This is a genomic window from Cupriavidus mimosae, assembly GCF_023952485.1.
Lineage (GTDB): Bacteria > Pseudomonadota > Gammaproteobacteria > Burkholderiales > Burkholderiaceae > Cupriavidus > Cupriavidus taiwanensis_C.
Genome location: NZ_JALHRY010000004.1, coordinates 410,810 through 431,635, shown reverse-complemented (window position 1 = coordinate 431,635; position 20,826 = coordinate 410,810). Strand labels below are relative to the sequence as shown.

General features: G+C 66.4%; 18 protein-coding genes. 6 read left to right on the top strand and 12 right to left on the bottom strand.

Features of this window, described 5'->3' with window-relative positions; all coding sequences use genetic code 11:
• Positions 1 to 45 precede the first annotated feature (45 nt).
• Positions 46 to 1,347, top strand: a complete 1,302-nt coding sequence (locus MKD50_RS10575; RefSeq protein WP_252667097.1) for an MFS transporter — start codon at positions 46 to 48, stop codon at positions 1,345 to 1,347.
• Between the two features lie 58 nt (positions 1,348 to 1,405).
• On the opposite strand, the gene MKD50_RS10570 is transcribed toward MKD50_RS10575, so the two are convergent.
• Both MKD50_RS10570 and MKD50_RS10565 read right to left on the bottom strand, forming a co-directional pair.
• Positions 1,406 to 1,684 carry a hypothetical protein gene (locus MKD50_RS10570; protein ID WP_147299782.1) on the bottom strand — a complete coding sequence of 93 codons (279 nt, stop codon included), beginning with the start codon at positions 1,682 to 1,684 and terminating at the stop codon, positions 1,406 to 1,408.
• Positions 1,685 to 1,936: 252 nt separating this feature from the next.
• Positions 1,937 to 2,803: a LysR family transcriptional regulator gene (locus MKD50_RS10565; RefSeq protein WP_252667096.1), complete on the bottom strand. Its 867-nt coding sequence runs from the start codon at positions 2,801 to 2,803 to the stop codon at positions 1,937 to 1,939.
• A 175-nt stretch (positions 2,804 to 2,978) separates the two neighbouring features.
• On the opposite strand from MKD50_RS10565, the gene MKD50_RS10560 reads away from it, so the two are divergent.
• From MKD50_RS10560 to MKD50_RS10550, 3 genes are all read left to right on the top strand, one after another.
• A complete protein-coding gene (locus MKD50_RS10560) occupies positions 2,979 to 4,268 on the top strand; it encodes a DUF3422 family protein (protein ID WP_252667112.1) in 1,290 nt (429 codons plus the stop codon).
• Between the two features lie 38 nt (positions 4,269 to 4,306).
• Positions 4,307 to 4,483, top strand: a complete 177-nt coding sequence (locus tag MKD50_RS10555) for a hypothetical protein (protein ID WP_252667095.1) — start codon at positions 4,307 to 4,309, stop codon at positions 4,481 to 4,483.
• A 204-nt stretch (positions 4,484 to 4,687) separates the two neighbouring features.
• Complete coding sequence (locus tag MKD50_RS10550) at positions 4,688 to 5,614, top strand: LysR family transcriptional regulator (RefSeq protein ID WP_115700529.1); 927 nt, start codon at positions 4,688 to 4,690, stop codon at positions 5,612 to 5,614.
• Positions 5,615 to 5,657: 43 nt separating this feature from the next.
• Here the strand turns inward: MKD50_RS10550 and MKD50_RS10545 are convergent, their stop codons facing one another.
• The 7 genes from MKD50_RS10545 to MKD50_RS10515 form a co-directional block, all read right to left on the bottom strand.
• Positions 5,658 to 6,638, bottom strand: coding sequence for a Bug family tripartite tricarboxylate transporter substrate binding protein (locus MKD50_RS10545; protein WP_252667094.1), 981 nt, complete (start codon positions 6,636 to 6,638; stop codon positions 5,658 to 5,660).
• A 73-nt stretch (positions 6,639 to 6,711) separates the two neighbouring features.
• Entirely contained in the window at positions 6,712 to 7,923 is a 1,212-nt protein-coding gene (gene tcuB, locus MKD50_RS10540; RefSeq protein ID WP_252667093.1) for a tricarballylate utilization 4Fe-4S protein TcuB, read from the bottom strand.
• Entirely contained in the window at positions 7,907 to 9,337 is a 1,431-nt protein-coding gene (tcuA, locus tag MKD50_RS10535) for an FAD-dependent tricarballylate dehydrogenase TcuA (protein WP_252667092.1), read from the bottom strand. The genes tcuB and tcuA overlap by 17 nt, the downstream gene beginning before the upstream one ends.
• A 165-nt stretch (positions 9,338 to 9,502) precedes the next feature.
• Positions 9,503 to 9,964, bottom strand: coding sequence for a RidA family protein (locus MKD50_RS10530; protein WP_115700521.1), 462 nt, complete (start codon positions 9,962 to 9,964; stop codon positions 9,503 to 9,505).
• 33 nt (positions 9,965 to 9,997) lie between these two features.
• Positions 9,998 to 11,446: an aminotransferase class V-fold PLP-dependent enzyme gene (locus MKD50_RS10525; protein WP_115700519.1), complete on the bottom strand. Its 1,449-nt coding sequence runs from the start codon at positions 11,444 to 11,446 to the stop codon at positions 9,998 to 10,000.
• Between the two features lie 232 nt (positions 11,447 to 11,678).
• Positions 11,679 to 12,350, bottom strand: coding sequence for a response regulator (locus MKD50_RS10520; protein ID WP_115700517.1), 672 nt, complete (start codon positions 12,348 to 12,350; stop codon positions 11,679 to 11,681).
• Complete coding sequence (locus MKD50_RS10515; RefSeq protein ID WP_252667091.1) at positions 12,347 to 13,801, bottom strand: cache domain-containing protein; 1,455 nt, start codon at positions 13,799 to 13,801, stop codon at positions 12,347 to 12,349. The genes MKD50_RS10520 and MKD50_RS10515 overlap by 4 nt, the downstream gene beginning before the upstream one ends.
• A gap of 582 nt (positions 13,802 to 14,383) precedes the next feature.
• Here MKD50_RS10515 and MKD50_RS10510 point away from each other — a divergent pair.
• Positions 14,384 to 16,396 (top strand): hypothetical protein, encoded by a 2,013-nt coding sequence (locus MKD50_RS10510; protein ID WP_252667090.1) that lies wholly within the window; start codon positions 14,384 to 14,386, stop codon positions 16,394 to 16,396.
• A gap of 39 nt (positions 16,397 to 16,435) precedes the next feature.
• Here the strand turns inward: MKD50_RS10510 and MKD50_RS10505 are convergent, their stop codons facing one another.
• The 3 genes from MKD50_RS10505 to ampC form a co-directional block, all read right to left on the bottom strand.
• Positions 16,436 to 17,827 (bottom strand): YncE family protein, encoded by a 1,392-nt coding sequence (locus MKD50_RS10505; RefSeq protein ID WP_252667111.1) that lies wholly within the window; start codon positions 17,825 to 17,827, stop codon positions 16,436 to 16,438.
• Between the two features lie 55 nt (positions 17,828 to 17,882).
• Entirely contained in the window at positions 17,883 to 18,320 is a 438-nt protein-coding gene (copM, locus tag MKD50_RS10500; RefSeq protein ID WP_252667089.1) for a CopM family metallochaperone, read from the bottom strand.
• Between the two features lie 257 nt (positions 18,321 to 18,577).
• Positions 18,578 to 19,768 (bottom strand): class C beta-lactamase, encoded by a 1,191-nt coding sequence (gene ampC, locus MKD50_RS10495; protein ID WP_371925324.1) that lies wholly within the window; start codon positions 19,766 to 19,768, stop codon positions 18,578 to 18,580.
• 190 nt (positions 19,769 to 19,958) lie between these two features.
• Here ampC and phnC point away from each other — a divergent pair, with 190 nt between their 5' ends.
• Positions 19,959 to 20,813 (top strand): phosphonate ABC transporter ATP-binding protein, encoded by an 855-nt coding sequence (phnC, locus tag MKD50_RS10490; RefSeq protein ID WP_252667087.1) that lies wholly within the window; start codon positions 19,959 to 19,961, stop codon positions 20,811 to 20,813.
• Positions 20,814 to 20,826: the final 13 nt, after the last annotated feature.

The window sequence follows — 20,826 nt, the reverse complement described above, 5'->3', positions numbered from 1 at the left end:
CCGCTGGCGGCGCGAGAACCACAACAGATGATTCAAGGAGACGGCATGGAAACGACCCTGCCAGTAGATGTAGTCGAACGCCCGCTTCCCCTCACCCGTGCGCAGAAGAAGGCAATTGCGGCGGCGACACTCGGTACGATCGTGGAATTCGCCGACTGGGTGATCTACGCCACCTTTGCCTCAGTGTTCTCGCGGCACTTCTTTCCCGCCAACAATGAAATGGCGTCGCTGCTGTCCGCGTTCGCCGTGTTCGCGGTCGGCTTCATCATGCGGCCGGTCGGTGGCGCCGTGCTTGGTGCGTACGCCGACCGGCATGGACGCAAGAAAGGCCTGACGCTCTCCGTGGCGCTGATGTCTGGCAGCACCGTGGTGATAGCGCTATGCCCGACCTACGCCACCATAGGCATGACCGCGCCCGTCATTTTGGTGATGGCGCGACTGGTGCAGGGATTCGCGGCCGGGGGCGAATTCGGCTCGGCCTCGACCTATCTCGTCGAGACGGCGGCGCCATCGCGCCGGGCCTTCGCCGGGTCATGGCAGTACTTCGGCATCAATGCCGGCGTGCTGGTGGCAGCCCTGATCGGGTTCATGCTGACGCGCTGGCTCGATACCGAGCAAATGGCGGCGTGGGGCTGGCGGCTCGGATTCGCTGTCGCCGGCCTCATGGGCGTGGTTGCGCTATGGATCCGGGTATCAGTGGCGGAAACCGGGGCCTTTCAGCGCAAGGTCGCTCACCGCGCTGCCGCGCATCCCTCGCTACTGGTCGTCACCAGGCACTGGCGCGCGTCGTTGCGCGTGATCGGAATCGCCATGGCGGGCAACCTGTCGCTCTACCTCTGGCTGGTGTTGTTCCCGACCCTCGCCCATGTACGAACCGGCCTCAGCCTGCAGGACGCCTTCAGTGCCAGCGTGATCTCCATCTTCCTGTCGCTGCTGGCGATCCCGTTGCTTGGCAAGCTGGCCGACAGGATCGGACGCAAGCCTGTGCTGCTGGTATTCGCGGGCGGCTCAGCCCTGTTCGCCTGGCCCGGCTTGCATTTTCTCGCCAACGACTTCTGGCTTGCGACCGCGATCGTCAGCGTGGGGATGCTGCTGTCGTGCGGTTTTTCCGCCACGGCGGCTGCGGTCATGGCGGAGCAGTTTCCGGCCGAGGTGCGCGCAACCGGCGTGGCGCTTCCTTATGCCATTTCGGTGACGATTTTCGGCGGCTCGCTGCCGTACATCATGACATCGATGTCGAATGCGGGCTGGGCCAACTATAGCTGGGCCTATATCGCCGCGGTCTGCGCAGCGGGTTGCCTCGTGTACGCCTTCATGCCGGAGACCAAGGGAAAAACCCTCGACTAACCATGCCGCCCTCGGAAGCGCATCCGGATATGGGTGCGATGGAGCGGCGGCGATGGCGTCAGATGTGGTCGGTGAACGAATCGGGCTCGCCCATGCGCGCACCGTCCGCATAGGGGTCGTACTTGCCGCTGCGGGTGCCATCCGTGTACATATCGAATGTCCTGGCACGCGCACCGTCCGTGAAGACATCCAACTGGCGGGTGGGCGATGCGGAAACCCCTGTGTGGTCCATGCCAGCGACCACAACATCTGCTGCGTGGGCGTAGCCAGGCAGCGCGGATCCAGTGGCCAGTACCATCGAAGCAACAACAGCAGCACGGGTGAGTTCGGAAATCATGATTGGCTCCTGATCTTGGTGAGAGAACGCTCGTTTGCGGCTTCGCTGGTTGGGGTGCGTCGCCGTTGAGTCGAATATAGGAGCCTGCAGTTCATCGCACTAGAGTGAGGAACTGAGATTGAATATCAACTTTCCGTTGTTAATTCAGGAATCGGCATGGCAAGCCGAAGTCAAGCACTTTATCCGGCGTGCCCAGGCGATCCAGCGCCGGGGCCTGAATGAGCCAGCACGCATCCGATGAGACGGCAGACGCTAGGCCTGCCCCGCCCCCGCCCGCAAGTCCGTCATGATCTGCTCGGCAAGGAAATCACAGGGCGGCCGCTTCGACTTCGCGCTGCGGGCGAGGATAAGCTCGAGCGGCGGCAGGTCAGGCAGGCCATGGGCCTGGCCGAGGACAGTCAACTGCGGCGGGATCGCGCAGCGGGCCAGCGCGGCGACGGCCAGGCCGGCTTCGACCATGCTGAGCAGGCCCAGCAGGCTCGGGCTCTCGTAAGAGGTTCGATGCGCGATCCGCGCGCGGTCGAGGCTGCGTATCGCGTTCTCGCGGGCCACGCTGCCCGGCATGAACACGGCGATGGGCAGCGGCCGGTCCTCCCAGACTTGCGGCCCGTTGGTCATGGCGGCCCATGCCATCGGCTCATGGCGAATGAAGTCGCCGGACAGGCCCTTCACGCGCGTGCCGCAGACCAGGTCGACGGTGCCGTCCTTGACCAGTGGCGCGAGCGCGCTGCTAGGCAGGCCGACGACCTGGATCTCCACTTTCGGGTACGTGGTCGAGAATTTCTTCAGCACCGACGGCAGCAGCGATGACGCGTAGTCGTCGGGCACGCCGATCGCCACCTTGCCCGTCACCTCGGGCCGCACCACCGCCGCCCAGGCTTCGTCGCGCAGCGCCAGCATGCGCCGGGCGAAGCCCAGCAGCACTTCGCCCTCGTGCGTCAGCACAATGCTGCGCGGCCGCCGCACGAACAGCGGCCGGCCCAGCGCTTCCTCCAGCGCCTTGATCTGCATGCTGACCGCGGATTGCGAACGGTTCACGGCCTCAGCGGCGCGCGTCATGTTGCCGGTCTCGGCGACGGCGATCACCGTGGCCAGCACATCGTGGTCGAGCATCTTCATGGCTATCAGGAAAACTGAACGCAACAATCAATATTATGCGTTTTTCTTCTGGAAAACGGCGTGCGATATTTGCCGGCAACGAACAAGAACACCTGGACAGCAAACCGGCGCCGCGTCCTCATCGCGGGATTCCGGGATTCGCCCTTCTCGCATGGACAACAACGCCGCTTCGCTACTGGTCGACCACCCGCTACGCGCCTCCCTGGTCGCGGAATTGCATGCCCGCCCTTTTCTCCGGCTCAGCGGCAGCGTGTCACTGACCCACTACGCCATTTACTCGGACGAAGATCCTGCGATCCACGAGTATCTGGTGCGCACCCTGTGTGAACAGACCGGCATGGCGCTCCCGGCGGACGGCGTCACGCACTACGCCATGCAGTCTCCGTTCGGCTGGCATCTGAAGTGGGAGCGTCACACCGAATTCTCCACATTCACGTTCGTCAGTCCGCGCGACGACACCGACTACTTCAACGACCTCGCTATCCACGGCGTTCCGGCGGACTGGCTGACGCTGCTGGCCGGCAAACGCTTCCATGCGGTCAGGATGGAGTTGCTATCTGGCCAGGCGGCGGCAGCCGTGGGCGGTAACCTGCGCGCCTGGCTCGACGGACCGGTTCTGGTCGGCAGCGATGTCCTGGGCGGCGGCAAAGTCTACTGCGACTGGAACGTGCGGGCCGACGGCTATATGCGCATCCTGGCGATCGACGAGGATTTCCGCGAGGAACAGGGCGGCAGGTTGCTGCAACGGCTCTATGAGATCGAGACGTACCGGATGATGGCGTTGCTGGCGTTGCCGGTCGCCCGCCAGCTCGGGCGCGAACTCGACGACATCCACGCATCGCTGCAGGCACTGATGCGGGCCATGGACGCACGTCGCGCCGGTGATGACGATGCCGGACTGCTGGACCGGCTTACCGAACTGGCCGTGCGTGTGGAATCGCTGTCCGGGCACAGCGGGCGCTTCAGCGCATCGCGCGCCTATGAGCGCATCGTGCTGGCGCGCATCCATGAATTGCGCGAACAGCGCATCGAAGGCATGCCGACCATCTCAGAATTCATGGAGCGGCGTTTTGGTCCCGCCATGGAGACGTGCCGCAGCGTCTGGTCGCGCCACGAACAGATCGCGGCACGGGTTGCGCGCGCGGTCGACCTGCTGCGCACCCGCGTCAACCTGGCGCAGGAGCGGGATGTCACCAGACTGCTGGCTGGGCTGGAGCGCACCGCGCGCAACCAGCTGCATCTGCAACATGCCGTCGAGGGGCTGTCCGTTGCGGCGATCTCCTATTACGTTTTGTCGATCGCGGCAGCGGGATTGAAGGCGTTGCATGTCATCAGACTGCCGGTGGATCCCGAACTGGCCGAAGGCCTGTTGATCCTGCCGGTGGTGCTGATTGTGTTCGGCGTCATCAAGCGCAGCCGGAACCGGACATCCCACGACGGCCCTGTCCCGGCGGGCCACGCCTGAGGCATCGCAGACCTGCATTGCATACCATCGAGACGCTTATGAACGCCATCACCACCATTGCCCCGTCTCCAGCATCGTTGCCTGGCGCGGTCCGGCAAACGCCGCTGCCCGGCCCGATTCGCGCGGGCAAGCCAAAGACCCCCACGCAAGTGCTGACGGATAACTCGAACGACCGCCCAGACGTCGCGACGATCGCGGTGCTCGGCTACAACTGAGGCAAGACCACGCCCGCCCGGATCCGGGCGGCCAGCCCCCCCAACTCAAAACCCTGCGGACAGTTCCGTCCCACTACCTCCCTGCCCCATCCTCGCGGCCATCCTGCCAGGTGCTACCATTGCGCGGCATGGTGCACAGAACGACGGCTAGCCAATCCGTCCATCGCCACGGCAATCGCGCAACGCGATGCCATCGAACCTTCCATGGAACTGCGTCAACTCCGCTACTTCACCAAGGTCTGCGAACTCGGCAGCTTCGGCAAGGCAGCGCTGGAACTGGGGCTTGCGACCTCCGCGCTCAGCCAGCAGATCAGCCGGCTCGAAAGCGAACTGTCGACGCGCCTGCTGCAGCGCCAGTCCACCGGCGTGGTGCCAACCGATGCCGGACTTGCCTTCCTGCGGCAGGCCCAGCTGACGCTGCGCCACGCCGACGATGCGGTGCGCGCGGCGCAGCAGGCGCGGCTGTCCGGTCATGTCAGCATCGGCCTGGCTTCGACTACCGCCGCGGTGCTGGGCGTGCCGCTGCTGCGTGCAATGGCTGCGCGCTATCCCGACGTGCGCGTCCATGTGGTCGAGGCGCTGTCCGGGCATCTGAGCGAGATGCTCAATGCGCGGCGGCTGGACCTGGCCATCGTGTTCCGCACCGAGACCGCGCGCCGCTGGAGCGTGACGCCGCTGCTCGATGAAAAGCTTTATGTCCTTGGAGCGGCAGGCTTGCCGGGGCTGCCGGTTAGCGAGCGTGCCCGTCTTGCCCAACTGGGTGAGTTGCCGCTGATCCTGCCGAGCGCCACCCATGGCCTGCGCGCCCTGCTCGATGCGGCCTTTGCGCGGGTGCGCGTGACGCCGAACGTGGTGGCGGAGATCGATGGCCTGTCGATGCTGATGGATGCCGTGCGCGCGGGCCTTGGCGCCACCATCCAGCCGGGCGCGGCCACCTCGCGCCTCAATGATCCGACGCTGGTGCGCTCGCGGGTGGCCGACGCCCAGGTCGGGCGGCACAACCTGCTGGCCAGCCTTTCCGATGATGAGCTGTCGCCTGCGGCGCTGGCGGCGCGGGTCGTTCTGGCCGATACCGCGCGCGGCCTGGTGCGCGACGGCGCGTGGTTCGGTGCCACGTTGCACAAGGATTGAGGCCGGAACGGCGGCGGCGCTGCCACCAGCCTGATCGCCGGCCTCAATCGACCGTGATCTTCCGCTCCCTGACGATCGCGCTCCACTTTGCGCTCTCCTTCTTCATGAACGCGAGCAGTTCGGGCCGCGTGGTCGGCTGCGGGGTCAGGCCATGCTTGGTCAGGGCATCCTTCACGCCGGCGTCGTTCAGCACCTTGACGATCTCCTGGTTCCAGCGATCGAGCACCGGCGCCGGCGTCTTGCCGGGCGCCACGAAGGCATACCAGTTCAGCGCCTCGAAACCGGGGTAGCCGGATTCCGCCACGGTGGGCACGTTGGGCAGGTACGCCGGCCGCACCGGCCCGGTGGTGGCCAGCGGCACCAGCTTGCCGGCCTCGACCTGCGGCATCGCGGTCGGCGGTGCGGCAAAGTACGAGGTCACGCGCTGGCCAAGCAGATCCTGCAGCGCCGGCGCACCGCCCTTGTAGGGAATATGGACCATCTCGATGCCGGCACGCTGGTTGAACAGTTCGCCGGCAAGATGGGAAGCGGAGCCCGCGCCAGTCGACGCGTAGTCCACCGCCCCCGGCTTCTTCTTTGCCAGCGCGACCAGCTCGGCCAGCGTCTTCACGCCGGCGCCCTTGTGCACCACCAGCATATTGGGGAAGTTCACGCCGCCAGAAACTGGAGCGAGGTCCTTGAACGGATCGTAAGGCAGCTTCATCAGGTGCGGCGCGATGGTCAGCGGGCCGATCGAGCCGAACAGCAGCATGCTGCCATCGGCCGGACCGCGCGCCACCAGCTGATGGGCAATATTGCCGCCGGCACCGCCGCGGTTGTCGACGACGACCGGCTGGCCCAGGTTGTCCGCCAGTTTCTTGGCGATCAGCCGCGCGGCCGCATCGGCGGCGCCGCCGGCGGCGAAGCCAACCACCAGCGTGACCGGCTTGCCGCCGGCGATAGGTTGCGCTTGCGCAGAGCCCGATGAGAAGGAAAAGCAGAGCGCGGCCAGCAAGGGTGCGCGCAGGATCAGTCGACGGTCCATTGAATCGGTCTCCGTATTGTCGTTCTGGAAAGGGTCTATGGAAGGGCGTGGGGATTGGCCAAGCCTCGGCCGCTCAGTCCGCCCCGAGCCCGACCGGGTTCGGCCGGCGCTTTTCCACTGCATGGCGCAGCAGCGCGGCACTGCGGAACACACCGTGCGCAAACTTGCCGTAGGGCATGGTGGCGAACAGCGCCATCACCGCGCCCAGGTGCAGGCACAAGAGCATGGCCAGCGCCGGCGTGCCGCGGCCCAGCCACAGCGCCAGGCCGCTGGTGGCGGTCAGGAACAGCAAGGCGATGAAGCCCAGGTCCATCGGCCGCTGGCCGTGAGCGAGGTGCAGGCGGTGACGTTGCAAGTTGAGCCAGCCGAGCCCCGCGCTGCCGATCGCGAGACTGGCGCCGCCGAGGGCACCGAGCACCTTGGGCAGGCTCGGCAACTCGTATGGCGCATGCCAGCCGAGCGCATAGTGATAGATCGTCGCCACGGCGGTGGCGGCAAAGCACAGCACGAAGCCATAGAACGTCAGGTGATGGAAACGCCGGCGCGACAGCGTGAAGGCGTCGTCGGCATTGTTGCAGCCGGCACCGTGGCCGCCGTCGAGGTATTTCAACCGCAGCACCGCGGCTCCCGCCTCTGCCGCCGCCGGTGCGCTCACTGGCGCGCCGCTGGTCGCCGGGGTGACTTCGCGCCAGAACCTGCGCACGCCCATCGCCAGCGCAAGCACGACGAAGCCGAACACTGGTGCAAACATCGACACCAGCAGGTTGTGCGGGAACAGCGCGTAGAAATTGCCGCTGGCGGGACCGCCCCACAGCGTACCGTTGAGCGCCACGGCCAGCAGCAGGAACAGGGTCAGCGCGAGCGCCAGGGCCAGCGACACGGTCAGGCCATTGCGCCGGTACAGCTTGCCCAGCGCTGGTGGCCAGGCATAGTCCTGGTAGGTCTGGCCACGGACCTGCGCCATGGCCACCGGGATATTGACGGCGAACTCGTGCGGCGGCGCGTACTGGCAGGCATGCAGGCATGCGCCGCAGTTGTGGCACAGGTTGGCCATATAGTGCACGTCGGCGCGGCCGAACTCGAGCCGCCGCGTCATCGCGGGGAAGACCGCGCAGAAGCCTTCGCAATAGCGGCAGGCATTGCAGATCTGCAGGATGCGCGCGACTTCGCCTTCGGCAGCCGTCAGCGGCAGGACGGGGTGGATCGGAATCACGCGCCGGTCAGTGCTGCCCACGCCTTGCGCGTCGGCACGAGCCTGATCGACCAGTTCAGCCAGCGATGGCATTGGACTGCTCCATTTCGAAATCGGGATGTCGGAAGCCGCAGGCCCGCGCGGCGCCCACGCCGGCGACGCGGCCAAAGGCCGTGCCGATCGCCATGCCGACGCCGGCGGTATAGCCCTTGCCCAGCACGTTGCCGGCCATCATCTCGCCGGCGACGAACAGGTTCGGGCTGGGCCTGCCATCAAAGTGGACCTGAGCGCTCTCGTTGACCTTGAGGCCCAGGTAAGTGAAGGTCACGCCGGGACGCAGCGCGTAGCCGACGTAGGGCGGCGTGTCGAGCGGCCGCGCCCAGTGCGTCTTGGCCGGCGCGATGCCCGCGGTGGCGCAGTCGTCCAGCATCGTGTGGTCGAAGGTGCCGGGCCGGCAGGCGGCGTTGAAGGCTTCGACGGTCCGCACGAAGGTGGCTTCCGGCAGGCCGAGCTTGCGCGCCAGTTCGCCAAACGTATTGGCGCTGGTGCCAGGGAACACCGGGGGCATGAAGCGGCCGATAGCCTTCTGGTCGATGATCGAGTAGCCGATCTGGCCCGGCTGCTGCGCGACCAGGCGTCCCCAGATGGCGTAGCGCTTGGGCCAGAAGTCCTCGCCCTCGTCGTAGAAGCGCTCGCCGTCGCGATTGACGACCACGCCGAGCGAGACACAGTCGATCCGCGTGCAGATGCCGCCGTCATAGAGCGGAGCGCGCGCGTCGATCGCCACCATATGCGCCTGGGTCGGATCGCCGATCGCATCGGCGCCCGCGTCGATCATATGGCGCAGCAGCACGCCCTGGTTGAAGCGCGTGCCCCGGATCAGGAAGTTGTCGGACGGCCACTCGCCGCGTTCGTTCTGGCCCCAGGCTTCGCGCAGCCAGTCCCGGTTCGACTCGAAGCCGCCGGCGGCCAGCACGCAGGTCCTGGCCTCGATGCGTTCGCCCGCAGCGGTCATGGCCGCGACGAAACGGTCGCCGTCGCGCTCGATCGCAACCACCTCGGTGTCGTAGCGGATCTCGACACCAAGTGCCCCGGCACTGCGGAAATAGGCGTTGACGAGCGCCTTGCCGCCGCCCATGAAGAACGCATTGGTGCGCGCAACATGCAACGCCCCAGACAGCGGCGGCTGGAAATGGACGCCGTGCCGGCGCATCCAGCCCCGGCAGCGCGACGATGCACGGATCGTCATGCGCGCCAGCCGCTCGTTGGTGATGCCACCCGTCACCTTCAGCAGGTCCTGCCAGTATTCTTCTTCCGGGTAGGCGTCGACCAGCACATCCTGCGGCGCATCATGCATGCAGCGCAGGTTGCGGGTGTGCTGCGAATTGCCGCCGCGCCATTCCCGCGGCGAGCCCTCCAGCAGCAGCACCGAGGCACCCGCCTCGCGCGCCATCAACGCGGCGCACAGCGCGGCATTGCCGCCGCCGATCACCAGCACATCTTTCATGGGGGAATCTCCTTGTGGGCTCGACTGTAAGCAAGGCCCGAAGGAGACGAAAGATGGTGGTGATTAAGGCGTGTTCAGTTTTTGTGAAGGGTCGGGGGCAGTCAAACGCCAACAGCAGGGACGGCCGAAACCGTACCCCGCTGCCCTCTTCCTGCCGTAACCCCCTCAGGGCTTGACCGCGATCGCCCCGATCTCGACGGCAACGTCGCGCGGCAGGCGCGCGACCTGGACCGTCGCCCGTGCCGGCGCGACGCCGGTGAAGTAGGTCCCGTAGACCTCGTTCATCTTGCCGAAGTCGTTCAGGTCCTTCATGTAGACGGTGGTGGAGACAACGTCGGCCATGGTCATGCCGTCGGCCGCGAGTACTGCCTTCAGGTTGTCGAGCACCAGCCGGGTCTGGGCTTCGATGGGTGCGTCCTTGAGCAGCTCGCCTGTCTTCGGGTGGATCGGAATCTGCCCGGCAAGATACAGCACGTTGCCGGCGCGGATGGCCTGGGAGTATGGACCGATGGCCTTGGGGGCCTCGGCCGACGCGACGGCGCGCAGCGTGCCGCCGTGCTGGGCGCAGGCCGACAGCGAGGCCACGCCGCAAAGGGCCGCGGCAATCAGGGTGACGGATCGTTTCATGGGCTTGGCTCTTGTCGTGTTGAACGGGACCGGTTACGCCATGGCGCCGGACAGGGTCCACATCGATTCCACCAGCCGGTCGATGTCGTTCGCGTCGTGCCACAGGTGCGTCGAGATGCGGACGCCGTAGTGCTGGGCCGGCGCGCCGATCACGTCGAAATTCACTGAACGGATCACGAAACCCGGCGCAAAATCGCTCAGCATGCGGTTCACGAACAGCGTGGTCTTTTGCTGGTTCATGACATCGTCGCGATTGCGGAACGGGTTGAAGCAGGTCAGCGCGGACAGCAGCTTCGGATCGTCCTTGGGCGAATACAGCGACTCGACGCCCCAGCGCTCGACGATCTTTTCCTTCAGGTACGACGACAGCGTCAGGTCGTAGGTCTCGATCTTCTTCCGGCCGATGGTGTCCCACATCTCGCAGGCGCGCGCCAGTGCGCGGAACATCGGCACGTGCAGGCTGCCGCAGGACGTCACCGTGGCGGCGATGTCGTAGGTGCCGCGCGCCTGCCTGACGTAGGAGCTGGTATGGATCGGATACCACTCCGGCAGCGGCAGCGGATTGGACGGGCGCATCTTGTTGCGGATCACCAGGATGCCGGTGGAACCGGGGCCGCACTGCCACTTGTGGCCGGCGCCGGACATGAAGTCCATGCCCAGCGCGCCGTAGTCGTACGCCATCATGCCAGGCAGGTGGGCACCGTCGACGATGCTGATCAGGCCATGGGTCTTCACCACCTGCATCAGGTCGGCGATCGGCAGCATGGTGCCAGTCTTGTAGGTGGGCGACGACCACATCATCGCGCGTACCCGCTTGCCCTGCCCCTTGAGCGCGCGGATGCGTTCGTCGAACAGCTGGACATAGGTGCTGGCGGTCTGGTTGTTGCCAACCGGCAGTGCAATGGTCGAGACCTCGATGCCGTAGCGGTCCACCGCAATGTTCAGCGGGGTCAGGCCGCCGCCGTGTTCGTGGTTGGTGGTGACCACCACATCGCCCGGCTCCCACTTGATACCGAGGATCGCATGGCACATGCCCGACGAGGTATTGCCGGAGAATGCCACTTCATCGCCATCGACGCCGAAGCCCTTGGCCACCGCGGCGCGCAGGTCGGCCAGGTTGCCGTAGCCGCTCGATGAATCGGCGGCCTTGGCGAGGTTTTCCTGGCCGAAGACATCGAGCACTACCTTGGGCATCGAGCCGCCGGTGCCGATGTTCATGTAGACCTTCTCGGGCTTGAGCACGAACATGCCCTGCACCTCGGTCCAGAAGGCTTCGTCCTGTGCCAGCTGCGAGCGCAGGTCCGACGATGCCGCCGCGGCGTCGTCCGAGCAGGCGCTGATCAGCGGCGCCAGCGCCAGCGAGCCGGCGCCGTAGGCCAGCATGCGCAGGAATTCGCGCCGCTTTGGCGTCCAGGTCGCCTGGTCTTCCGGATGCGGTGGCGTCGCGACAGCCGCTCTCTGCTTTTGCTTCAGCTCGTCCATGGTGCTCTCCCGTTGTGTCCTACGATCGGCGCATCGGCCCTTCTGCGGGCCCTGCATGCCTGGCGCCTGTTCTGGAAAAAAGTCTACGCAAACAACGGCCGCGACAGCAGCACGACTTTCCCCTACGCAGTAATACAGAGAGCGCATGCCGCGCCCCAATGATGGTGCGCACCACCGCCCTGCCGCGGTGCAACCGCACCAGGCATGGACACATCGCACGGGCAAGGGGCAATCAGCAATCCGCGGCCAGGGCCGCGTCGGCCAGCTGGATCGCGTGCAGGTCGGAGAAGTGGACCGCGTACTTCACCAGCTCGGCGCGGCCGCCAACCTGGAGTTTGCGGCGCAGGTGCAGCCGGTGCGTTTCGACGGTGCGCACCGAGGTGCCTAGCCGCTCGGCGATCTCCTTGTTGGAGCGGCCCTCGGCCAGCAGCTTCAGCACCGTGGCTTCCTTCGGCGTCAGCGCGCGGCGCGAAGACGGCGGGGGCTGGTCGGTCTGCAGGAAGGCCTGTAGTTCGGCGTTGAGGTAGGTACCGCCGGCCGCGACCGTGCGGATCGCGGTCACCAGCTCGTGCGCGGGCGCTTCCTTGAGGACGTAGGCGGCGACGCCCAGGGCAAAGGCGCGCCGCACGTATTCGGGGTCCTTATGCATCGACAGCGCGATCACGCGCACCGACGGAAAGCGCTCGGCAAAGCGCGTGGCAAGCTGCAGGCCGTTGGCATCGGGCATGTGGATGTCCGACACCACCAGGTCCGGGTCGTGCTGACCGGCCAGGATGATGGCCTCGTCCACGCTCGCTGCCTGGCCCACCACCGTCATTTCCCCGGTAGCTTCCAGGCGCAGGCGGACGCCGTCCAGCACGAACGGATGGTCATCGACCAGCAGCACACGAAGGTTTGGGGTCATGCGGCAGGCCTCCTAGCCGGGGAATGATGGCCCAGGCCTCGTCCGGGCCGGGTCCTGGTCTGTGTTTCGGGCGCCGGCGCGGGCAGGCGCAGGCGGGCCTCGACGCGCGTGCCGCCGGGGCCGGTGTGCACGGCGAAATCGCTGCCTTCCAGGCTTTCGATGCGCTCGCGCATATTGCGCAGGCCGATGCCGCCATTGCCGTCGGCGCGGACCTTGTTCAGGGCGAAGCCGCGGCCGTTGTCCTCGATCGTCAGCGCCACGTGATGGCCGCTGCCGGCCAGCGTGACCTGGACCCAGCCGGCCTGCGCGTGCGTGAGGGCGTTGTTCAAGGCCTCTTGCGCGACCCGGAACAGCGCGGTGCGCTGGGCCTGCGACAGCGTGGGGATGGTCCCCTGCTCGCTGAAGCGCACCTCCACGGCACGCTGCGGGTGCAGTTGCTCGACCAGCATGCGCAGCGCGGCGGCCAGCCCCAGGTCGCTCAGCAAGGCCGGATGCAGCCCGTGCGAGACCCGCCGGATCTCGACCAGGGCTTCCTGCAGCCGGCCCAGGCCTTGTGCCAGCAGTGCCTGCGGCGCGTGGCGACGCGCTGGCGGACGCTCCTTGTCCGGGTCGGTTCCGGGCTCCTGCTCGAGATGTACCTGGGCGGTTTCGAGCAGGTACTTGGACGACACCAGCACCTGCACCACGCCGTCATGCAGTTCGCGTGCCACGCGGGCGCGTTCCTCTTCCTGCGAGCTCACCACGCGGCGCGCCAGGCGCCGCAGCTTCTCGCCCGAGATGCGCGAGTTGCGCAGGTTCCAGGCCAGTCCGGCCAGGCTGATCAGCATGACCGAGCCGATCGCGAAGGCGGTGAGGCGTATCTGCGTATCGCGCAGCGTGCGCGCGGCGTTGGCATCGAACGCGGCCAGTTCGCGCTCGATGTCGTCCACATAGAGACCGGCGCCGATGACCCACCCCCATTTGTCGGCGGTCCTCACATACGACATCTTGGGTGCCTCGGTGCGGGACGACGGCTTGATCCAGTTGTATCGGACAATGCCGCCGCCGGCTTGCGCCTGCCTGATCAGCATCCTCGCCTGGTCGCTGCCGGTATCGGCCGGGTCGCAGAAATCGACCCCGTCAATGCCCATGCTGCCGGGATTCAGCAGCACGTTGCCAAGGCGGTCGTAGACGAAGAAGTAGCCGTCATTGCCGAAATGCATGCGCGAAAGCGCGGCAAGCACCTGTTGCTGCAGCGCGGCCTCCTCGCCGCTGCCCTGGGCGATGCGAACCAGCGTCGCGTGACCGAGTTCGACGTAGTGGCGCAGCTCCTTTTCCTTGCTGGCCACGTAGACGGCCTGGACCTGTTTGCGGTCCTGGCGGGAATGGCTGACCATCTGGTACGAGACCATCCAGGTCACCAGCAGAAACACCACCAGCATGAAGGCCGCCGACAAGGCGACCGTTCTCATGCGGATCGTCATGCTTTGCACGCGCGGGGGCAATTGGATCATCGCGGGGCCCAGGGGAGCCGGTCATACTCGGGCTGGCGGGCCGACTGCAAGGCCGCCGACGAAAACACCGAGGCGGCGTTGGCGAGAATGCCGACGCCGCCACGACAAATCGATTCCTCCCAGTTCGATTTATCGAAACCGTGCTGTGCGCGCGTTTTGGTCCGGGATTTTGGTCCCGCGTTATGTTGCCGCGCTTTGCCAGCCGGTTTCCCGACCCCTGCTGCAGCCGGCGAACCAAGGGCTCAACCGATATGCATGAGGAAACCTATGTCGTTTTGTGGCAAAAAGCAAGCAGCGTGCCGGAACCGGCAACGCATTATGCAAGCGCGCCGGAACGTCGATTGGGGCGATTACCGATAACAATGCAGACATGGGGTGCAGGCGCGCCAGTCAATGCACCAGAAATATGTGCTGGCGTACTAAACCGCGCCCGGAAAGCTGCCAAAGTCCAAACCTGGCGAATCTTTGCGCCCCACGATTTTCCTTTGCGCCGCATAGAGACTGATGCCTGGGAAACGCTTGCCATCGCACCACACTGCCATGCGTCGGGCCGTGAACCTGACGCGGGCTGGCTGCGCCGTGGTGCTGGCGCTGGCGGGCTGCGAACGCGACGCGGAGCGCCGCACCACGGCGCCGGTGCCGTCGGGCACCGCATCGGTGGCGGTGGCCGCCAAGCCGGTGCCCGCGCAAGTGCCCGCGGAACGCCCGCCCCCCGCACCGGCAGTACCGGCAGCTCCGCCGCGGCCATGGTTCGACGACATCCTCGACGCCGACGGCAAGCTGGTGCGGGAAGCCTATCTGGCCATCGCCTCCGATTACAGCAGCGACGAGGCCATCGCCTATCGTTACGGCCCGGCCAATACCCGGCCGGTGGCGACCGCGCCAACCCACTGGCAGCCGGGCGACAAGACCTTCTACCCGCACGGCAATGCCTGCTATCAGAAGGAGTTTCCCAAGTCCGAGCTCGATCACAACCTGAAGATCATCTATCAGCTGGGCCAGCTGGACTGCTCCCGCAACGATTACGGCAGCAATATGGGGGATGTCATTTATCGCGCCGACGCGGCGTCGGACCCTGGCGTCACCTCGCTGCTGACGCTGGCGCTGAGTGCCGGGACGGTTGCCGAGAAACCGCAGCTGCCCTGGGTTTACGGGCATGTCGCGACCGACCCCCAGTTGAACAACCATATCGCGGCCAACGGCGGCGAATTGCCCAGGCGCCCGATTGCCATGGGCCGCTGCAGCGAACACGATTGCGCCCAGGCTTTGATCGCATTCCAGAACGGGCTGATTGCCTCGGTCGGCAGCAATACTGCATCGCACTCGGCGGCGGTGAAATTGCCTGCGGGCAAGGTGCCCACGGCGATCGCGATCACGACCAATTCGGAATTCGCGCTGGTGACGGTCTGGGATACCGTCAGCTTCAAGGGCCAGGTGGCGGTGCTGGCGCTGGGCAGCCTGGCCGATGGCAGCAAGGTGGGCGGGCCCTATGATCCCAGCGCGGGCTCGTGGCCAGGCCTTTACCCCGGCCTGCGCAATATGTCCAACTTTGTCTTTATCAAGCTGCTGGGCTTTATCGACTTGCCCGGGATGTTGGCGCCGACGGATGTATCGGCGGTCACGGATTTTGGCGTGATGCAGGATAACAGCACGCAGGGCTGGCTGATCGACCCGGTCGGCCGCCGCGGCGCCAGCCGGACCAAGACTGAGGTAAACCCGGCCACCAGCAGCGTCAACCAGAAGAGCTTCACGCGCACGGGCATCAACGGCAAGCTGGTGTCCCGGGCCGGCGTGGCGGCGGTGATTTCGAAGTCCGAGAAAAAGGTAATCTTCCTCGACCTGAAGCCGCTGTTCGACAAGGTCAACCGGGCCTACTTCGAAGGCAGCCATGCCGCGCTGCAAGCGACGCTGGCCAACACCGGCCTGGGCGATACCCAGTGGCCGCCGGTATTTGCCGTGGACAATTACGCGCCGACCATCGTCAAGTCGGTCCGCCTGCCGCAAAAGCCTACGGCCGTCAGGATCTCGATCCTGCCGATTCCGGGCCGCGCCTGGGTCGCCACGGAAGAAGGCAAGATCCGCGCGTTCTCCGTGGCGGGCCTGCAGTCCGGCCGCAACCCGGACCCCCGGCTGATCGAGGAGATGCTCAGCGTGCAGGTCGGCAAGAATCCCACCAGCATGAAGCACCATGTCAACGTGGGACTGGGCAATTCCAACACCAGGCTGTGGGTGGTCTCGCGTGGCGCGCAGAAGATCCAGCTGGTCGACATGGTGGGCCTGACCGTGGAGAAGACGCTGCAGGATTCGCGCATCGTCGACCCCATCACGGTGGACGAGACCCAGCAGAACCCGCTGCTGACCAGCGTGATCACCATTGCGGATTACACCGGCAGGCAGGTGATGAACTACCGCTACGCGCCGATTGCGCTGCAAGGCGGCAATACGCCGCTGCATATCGGCGTCGGCAAGTCGGGCAATGCGCCGTTCGAGTTCGGCGGCGCCTATGATTTGCCCGGCAAGCCGTTCGATTTCACGCAGAGCAACGTGCCGTGAGGATCCTGCGCCGTGCTGCTCCGCCGCTTGCGACCGCGCTCACGGCGCGCTGACCAGTACCGCGCTGGCCGGGTCCGGCGGCGCGCTGCCCTCCATCACCACCAGCTGCACCGGTGATGGCGCCTGCGGCGACAGCGTCGGCACGACCTCCCGCAGCGGCCCGATCGCGGTGCCGTTGGCCATGCCGGCCGGGTTGGTCCTGAAGCTTGCCACCGGCGTCTTCTGCCCGCCCACATAGACGCTGTATTGGGTTTCCGGCTTCAGCTTGAACAGCGAGACCTCGAGCGCGTCGACCACGCCCAGGTTGCGCGCCACGACAAAGCCTTTGGCGTCGCCGCCGCGGACCGGCTTGAGCGCAACGTTGAGCGGCTCGGTGTTCGCTCTGGGCACCAGGTTGCCGGTGCCGGCGCCGCCTGGCACCGCGTTGCTGACATAGACCAGCGCCTGCGGCGCCTGGCCCACCGGCACGCGCGCGATCACGCGGTTATCCGCGGTGTCGATCACGTCCACCGCGTCCCCGTTCTCCAGGCCGACATAAACGCGCGAGCCGTCGTCGGCGGACCAGATGCCATGCGGCAGCGCGCCGACCGGAATGGTTGCGACCAGCGTGGGGGTGGCGTCGGTAGTGAACACCTTCACCACGTTCTCGCCACCGACCGTGACGTAGGCAAACGTGCCGCGCGCGGTGCGGGCAAAGGCCAGGTGGTTGGTGATGAAGCCGGTATCGAACACGCCCTTCACGGCGAGCTTCTCGGTATCGATGCGCGTGACCTTGCCCACGTCCTTGTGCGTCATCCAGACTTCCTTGAAGTCGGGCGTGAACTGCAGGAACGGCGAGAACGGGCTGGCCACGTCCAGCCGCTTCACCACCTTGCGGGCCCTGACGTCGATCACGTCGACCACCGGATTGAAACTGGACACGACGAAGGCGAGCTTGCCCGCCGGGTGGAACAGCACCATGCCCGGTCCCGCCGTGGTCTGGATGCGGCGGGTTTCACGGAACGTGGCGGGATCGATGACCGAGATGTAGTCCTCGCCGCGCACCACCACCCATACCTCCTTGCCGTCGGCGGTAAAGAAGCCCTCGTGCGGCGAGCGGCCGATATAGGCGATGCCCTTGACCCGATTGGTGGCGGTATCGATGAACGCGACCGAGTTGGAGCCATTGGAGATCGCGACCAGGGTCCGGTGGTCCGGGGAAAAACCCAGGCCGTGTACGTTGAGCTCGCCCTTGTACAGCGGCGACAACACGTCGGGCCGTGCATTGCCCAGCCGGATCTGACCCAGCAGCCGGTTGGCGACGGGGTCGATCACCGACACGGTGTTGCTGTTCTGGTCCGCGGTGTAGACGCGGTCCTGCGGTTGTGGGGCGGCGCCGGCCAGTGGTGCGCCGAGGGAAAGGGCCAGGGCGACAAGCGTGTTCTTCTTCATGGCGATAAGGAGGCTGGATGCGGTTGGCATGAGGCGCGCGACAGGCATGGGCCGGTCAACGCGGCGGCGTGGATTGGGAGGGCTGGGGCTGGTGGCGCTGCAGCCACGCCTGCATCAGCCGTATCTCGTTCTGCTGCTCGGTGATGATGCCCTGCGCAAGGTTGCGCAGCGCCGGATCCTTGCCGTACAGCAGCAGCGCCTTGGCCATGTCGATCGCGCCCTGGTGGTGCGGGATCATCATGGCGACGAAGTCATGGTCGGGGATGCCGTTGGTGGGGGCATGCGTCATGCCGTGGTGCATCACGCCCATGGCGTCATCGATCAGGCCGGCATAGGGCTTGGCGGTACTGGCGACGAAGGGCGGCGGCGCCGCCTGGCCCGGGTGCTGGTGCGCGTCCTGGGCCGGCGCGGCCAGGCTTGCGGCCAACAGGCACAGTGCCGCCAGCGCGCGTGCCGCGGTGCCGGCGCCATGGCGTGGGGATCTCTGTTGCATCGCAGGGTCTCCGGTTGGCCCGGCCAAGGTGTGCCCGGACCGGGATAGTTTCCTGCGTATACACGCGAGGCGCCAGGACTATTCCGTCGCCGGTGAAAAATTCTGGCTCTTCAAAGTTCTGCAGCGCTGAATTGCGTTGTCGCTGGCGATCCCTCTGGCTTTTCTGGCCCGCGTGTTTGCTCCCCTCTCCCGCTTGCGGGAGAGGGGCGGGGGTGAGGGTCGGCGCCTCCACGAAGTCAATCGCACCAGACATCGCTTCAAGGCTTGCCCTCCCCCGGCGCATGTCCGTCCAGATACTGCAGCACCTTGAACGCCGCCTTCACCCGCTCCGCGACCGGGTAGTTCTTGTTCGCCAGCATCACGATGCCGATGCGCTGCGACGGCACGTAGGCGACATAGGCGCCGAAGCCATTGGTCGAGCCCGTCTTGTTGACCAGCATGCCGCTGCGCGCCGCCTGCGGCGGCTCCAGCCGCACCACCGGGTTGGCCTCGAACACCACCTGCGGCGAGCTGCCCGCCAGCACGCTGTCGCGCTGCGCCGGCCAGGGGTACATTTCCCACGCCAGCCCCTGCACCATGTCGCCGACCTTGAAATAGCCGGTGCGGGTCGTGGCCAGCGCGCGCCGCATGGTGTCGTCCAGCCCGCTGCTGTCGATGTTGGCCATGACGAAGCGCATCATGTCGGCCGCCGTGGTCTTCACGCCGTAGGCCTCGGCATCCAGCACGCCCGGCGTCACGCGGACCGGCTTGCCGTCCTTCGCGTAGCCATAGGCATAATCGCGCATGCGCGTCTTCGGCACCGTGATGTAGGTGCTGCGCAGACCCAGCGCGGGAAACAGGGTCTTCTCCATCAGCGCGTCGAAGGGCTGCCCCATGCTGCGCGCGGCCAGATAGCCGAACAGTCCGATGCTCGGATTCGAGTATTGCCGGTGGGTCCCGGCGGCATAGCGGGGGTGCCAGTTGCGGAAATAGTCGACCATCTTGCCGGTATCGGTGACGCCCTCCGGAAACTGCAGCGGCAGCCCGCCGGCCGCATACGTGCCCAGGTCCAGCAGGCTGGTTGCGCCCACGCTGCCGCCCGCGAGTTGCGGCAGGTATTTCGCGGCAGGGTCGGTCAGCGACAGGTCGCCCCGTGCCTGCGCATACGCGCCCAGCGTCGCGGTGAAGGTCTTGCTGACCGAGCCGATCTCGAACAGCGTATCGGCGTCGACCTTGCGGCCGCCGGCTTTCGCCGCGACGCCGTAGTGGAATTCATACTGCTTGCCGCCGGCCGTGACGGCCACGGCCATGCCCGGCACATCGTGCGCCTGCATCACCGGCCGGATCGCCGCGTCGACGATGCGCTCGAGCGTGGCCGCATCGACTTCGGCGGCATGGGCCGTGGCACCGCAAAGCAGCGCCGCGGCGGCGGCAATGCCCCGCATTGCCCTTTCTAGCGTTTTGTTCATATCAGACCGTCGGGATCATGGTGTGCCGGCAACCCGGCGCGGCCGGCAAGGGGAAATAAGCAAGACTTTACCGGCTCGCCGGCCTGGCCCGCCGAAACCGGTGTCCGATGACCCGGATCGTTGCGCCGGTCATCGTTCTGTCATCCACCCCCGCCAGAATGCGCAGGTCATTCAAGTCAGGGGAGTCGACATGACGCACGCAATTGAAGTCCGCGGCTTGAGCAAATCGTTCCGTGCGGACCGCAAGGCGCTTGACGATGTCACGCTGCAGATCGCACCGGGCGAGATGGTCGCGCTGCTGGGCGCGTCCGGATCCGGCAAGTCTACGCTGCTGCGCCACGTGGCCGGATTCGTCACCGGCGACGCCGGCGCCGGCGAGATCCTGGTCAACGGCCGCCACGTGCAGCGCAGCGGCCGCCTGGCCGGCAACGTACGCCAGGTGCGGCGCGAGATCGGATTCGTGTTCCAGCAGTTCAACCTGGTGGGACGCCTGCCGGTTATCACCAATGTTCTGGTCGGCATGCTGGCGCGCGTACCCAGGTGGCGCGGCTTGCTGCGCCTGTTCAGGGCCGGCGAAATCCGCAGCGGGCTCGATGCGCTTGCGCAGGTTGGTATAGACGACTATGCCTTTCAACGCGCCTCGACGCTGTCGGGTGGCCAGCAGCAGCGCGCCGCGATTGCGCGCACGCTGGTGCAGAACGCCAGCGTGATCCTGGCCGACGAGCCGATCGCCTCGCTCGATCCGGAATCCTCGCGCCGCGTGATGTCGCTGCTCAGGCAGATCAACCGCACCCGCAAGGTGGCGGTGGTGGTGTCGCTGCACCAGGTGGACGTGGCCATGCGCTACTGCCCGCGCGTGGTCGCGCTGCGCCATGGCAAGTTGGTCTATGACGGCCCCTCGGCCGCGCTGACGCCGGCCATGCTGCGCGACCTTTACGGCACCGAAGCCGGCGAACTGCTGCGCGATGCCGCGCCCGAAGACGACGAAAGCGCCGCGCCCATGCCGGCCCCGGCGCTGGTCACGATGAACCTGGCTGCCGCCTGAGCGGTTGCCCGCA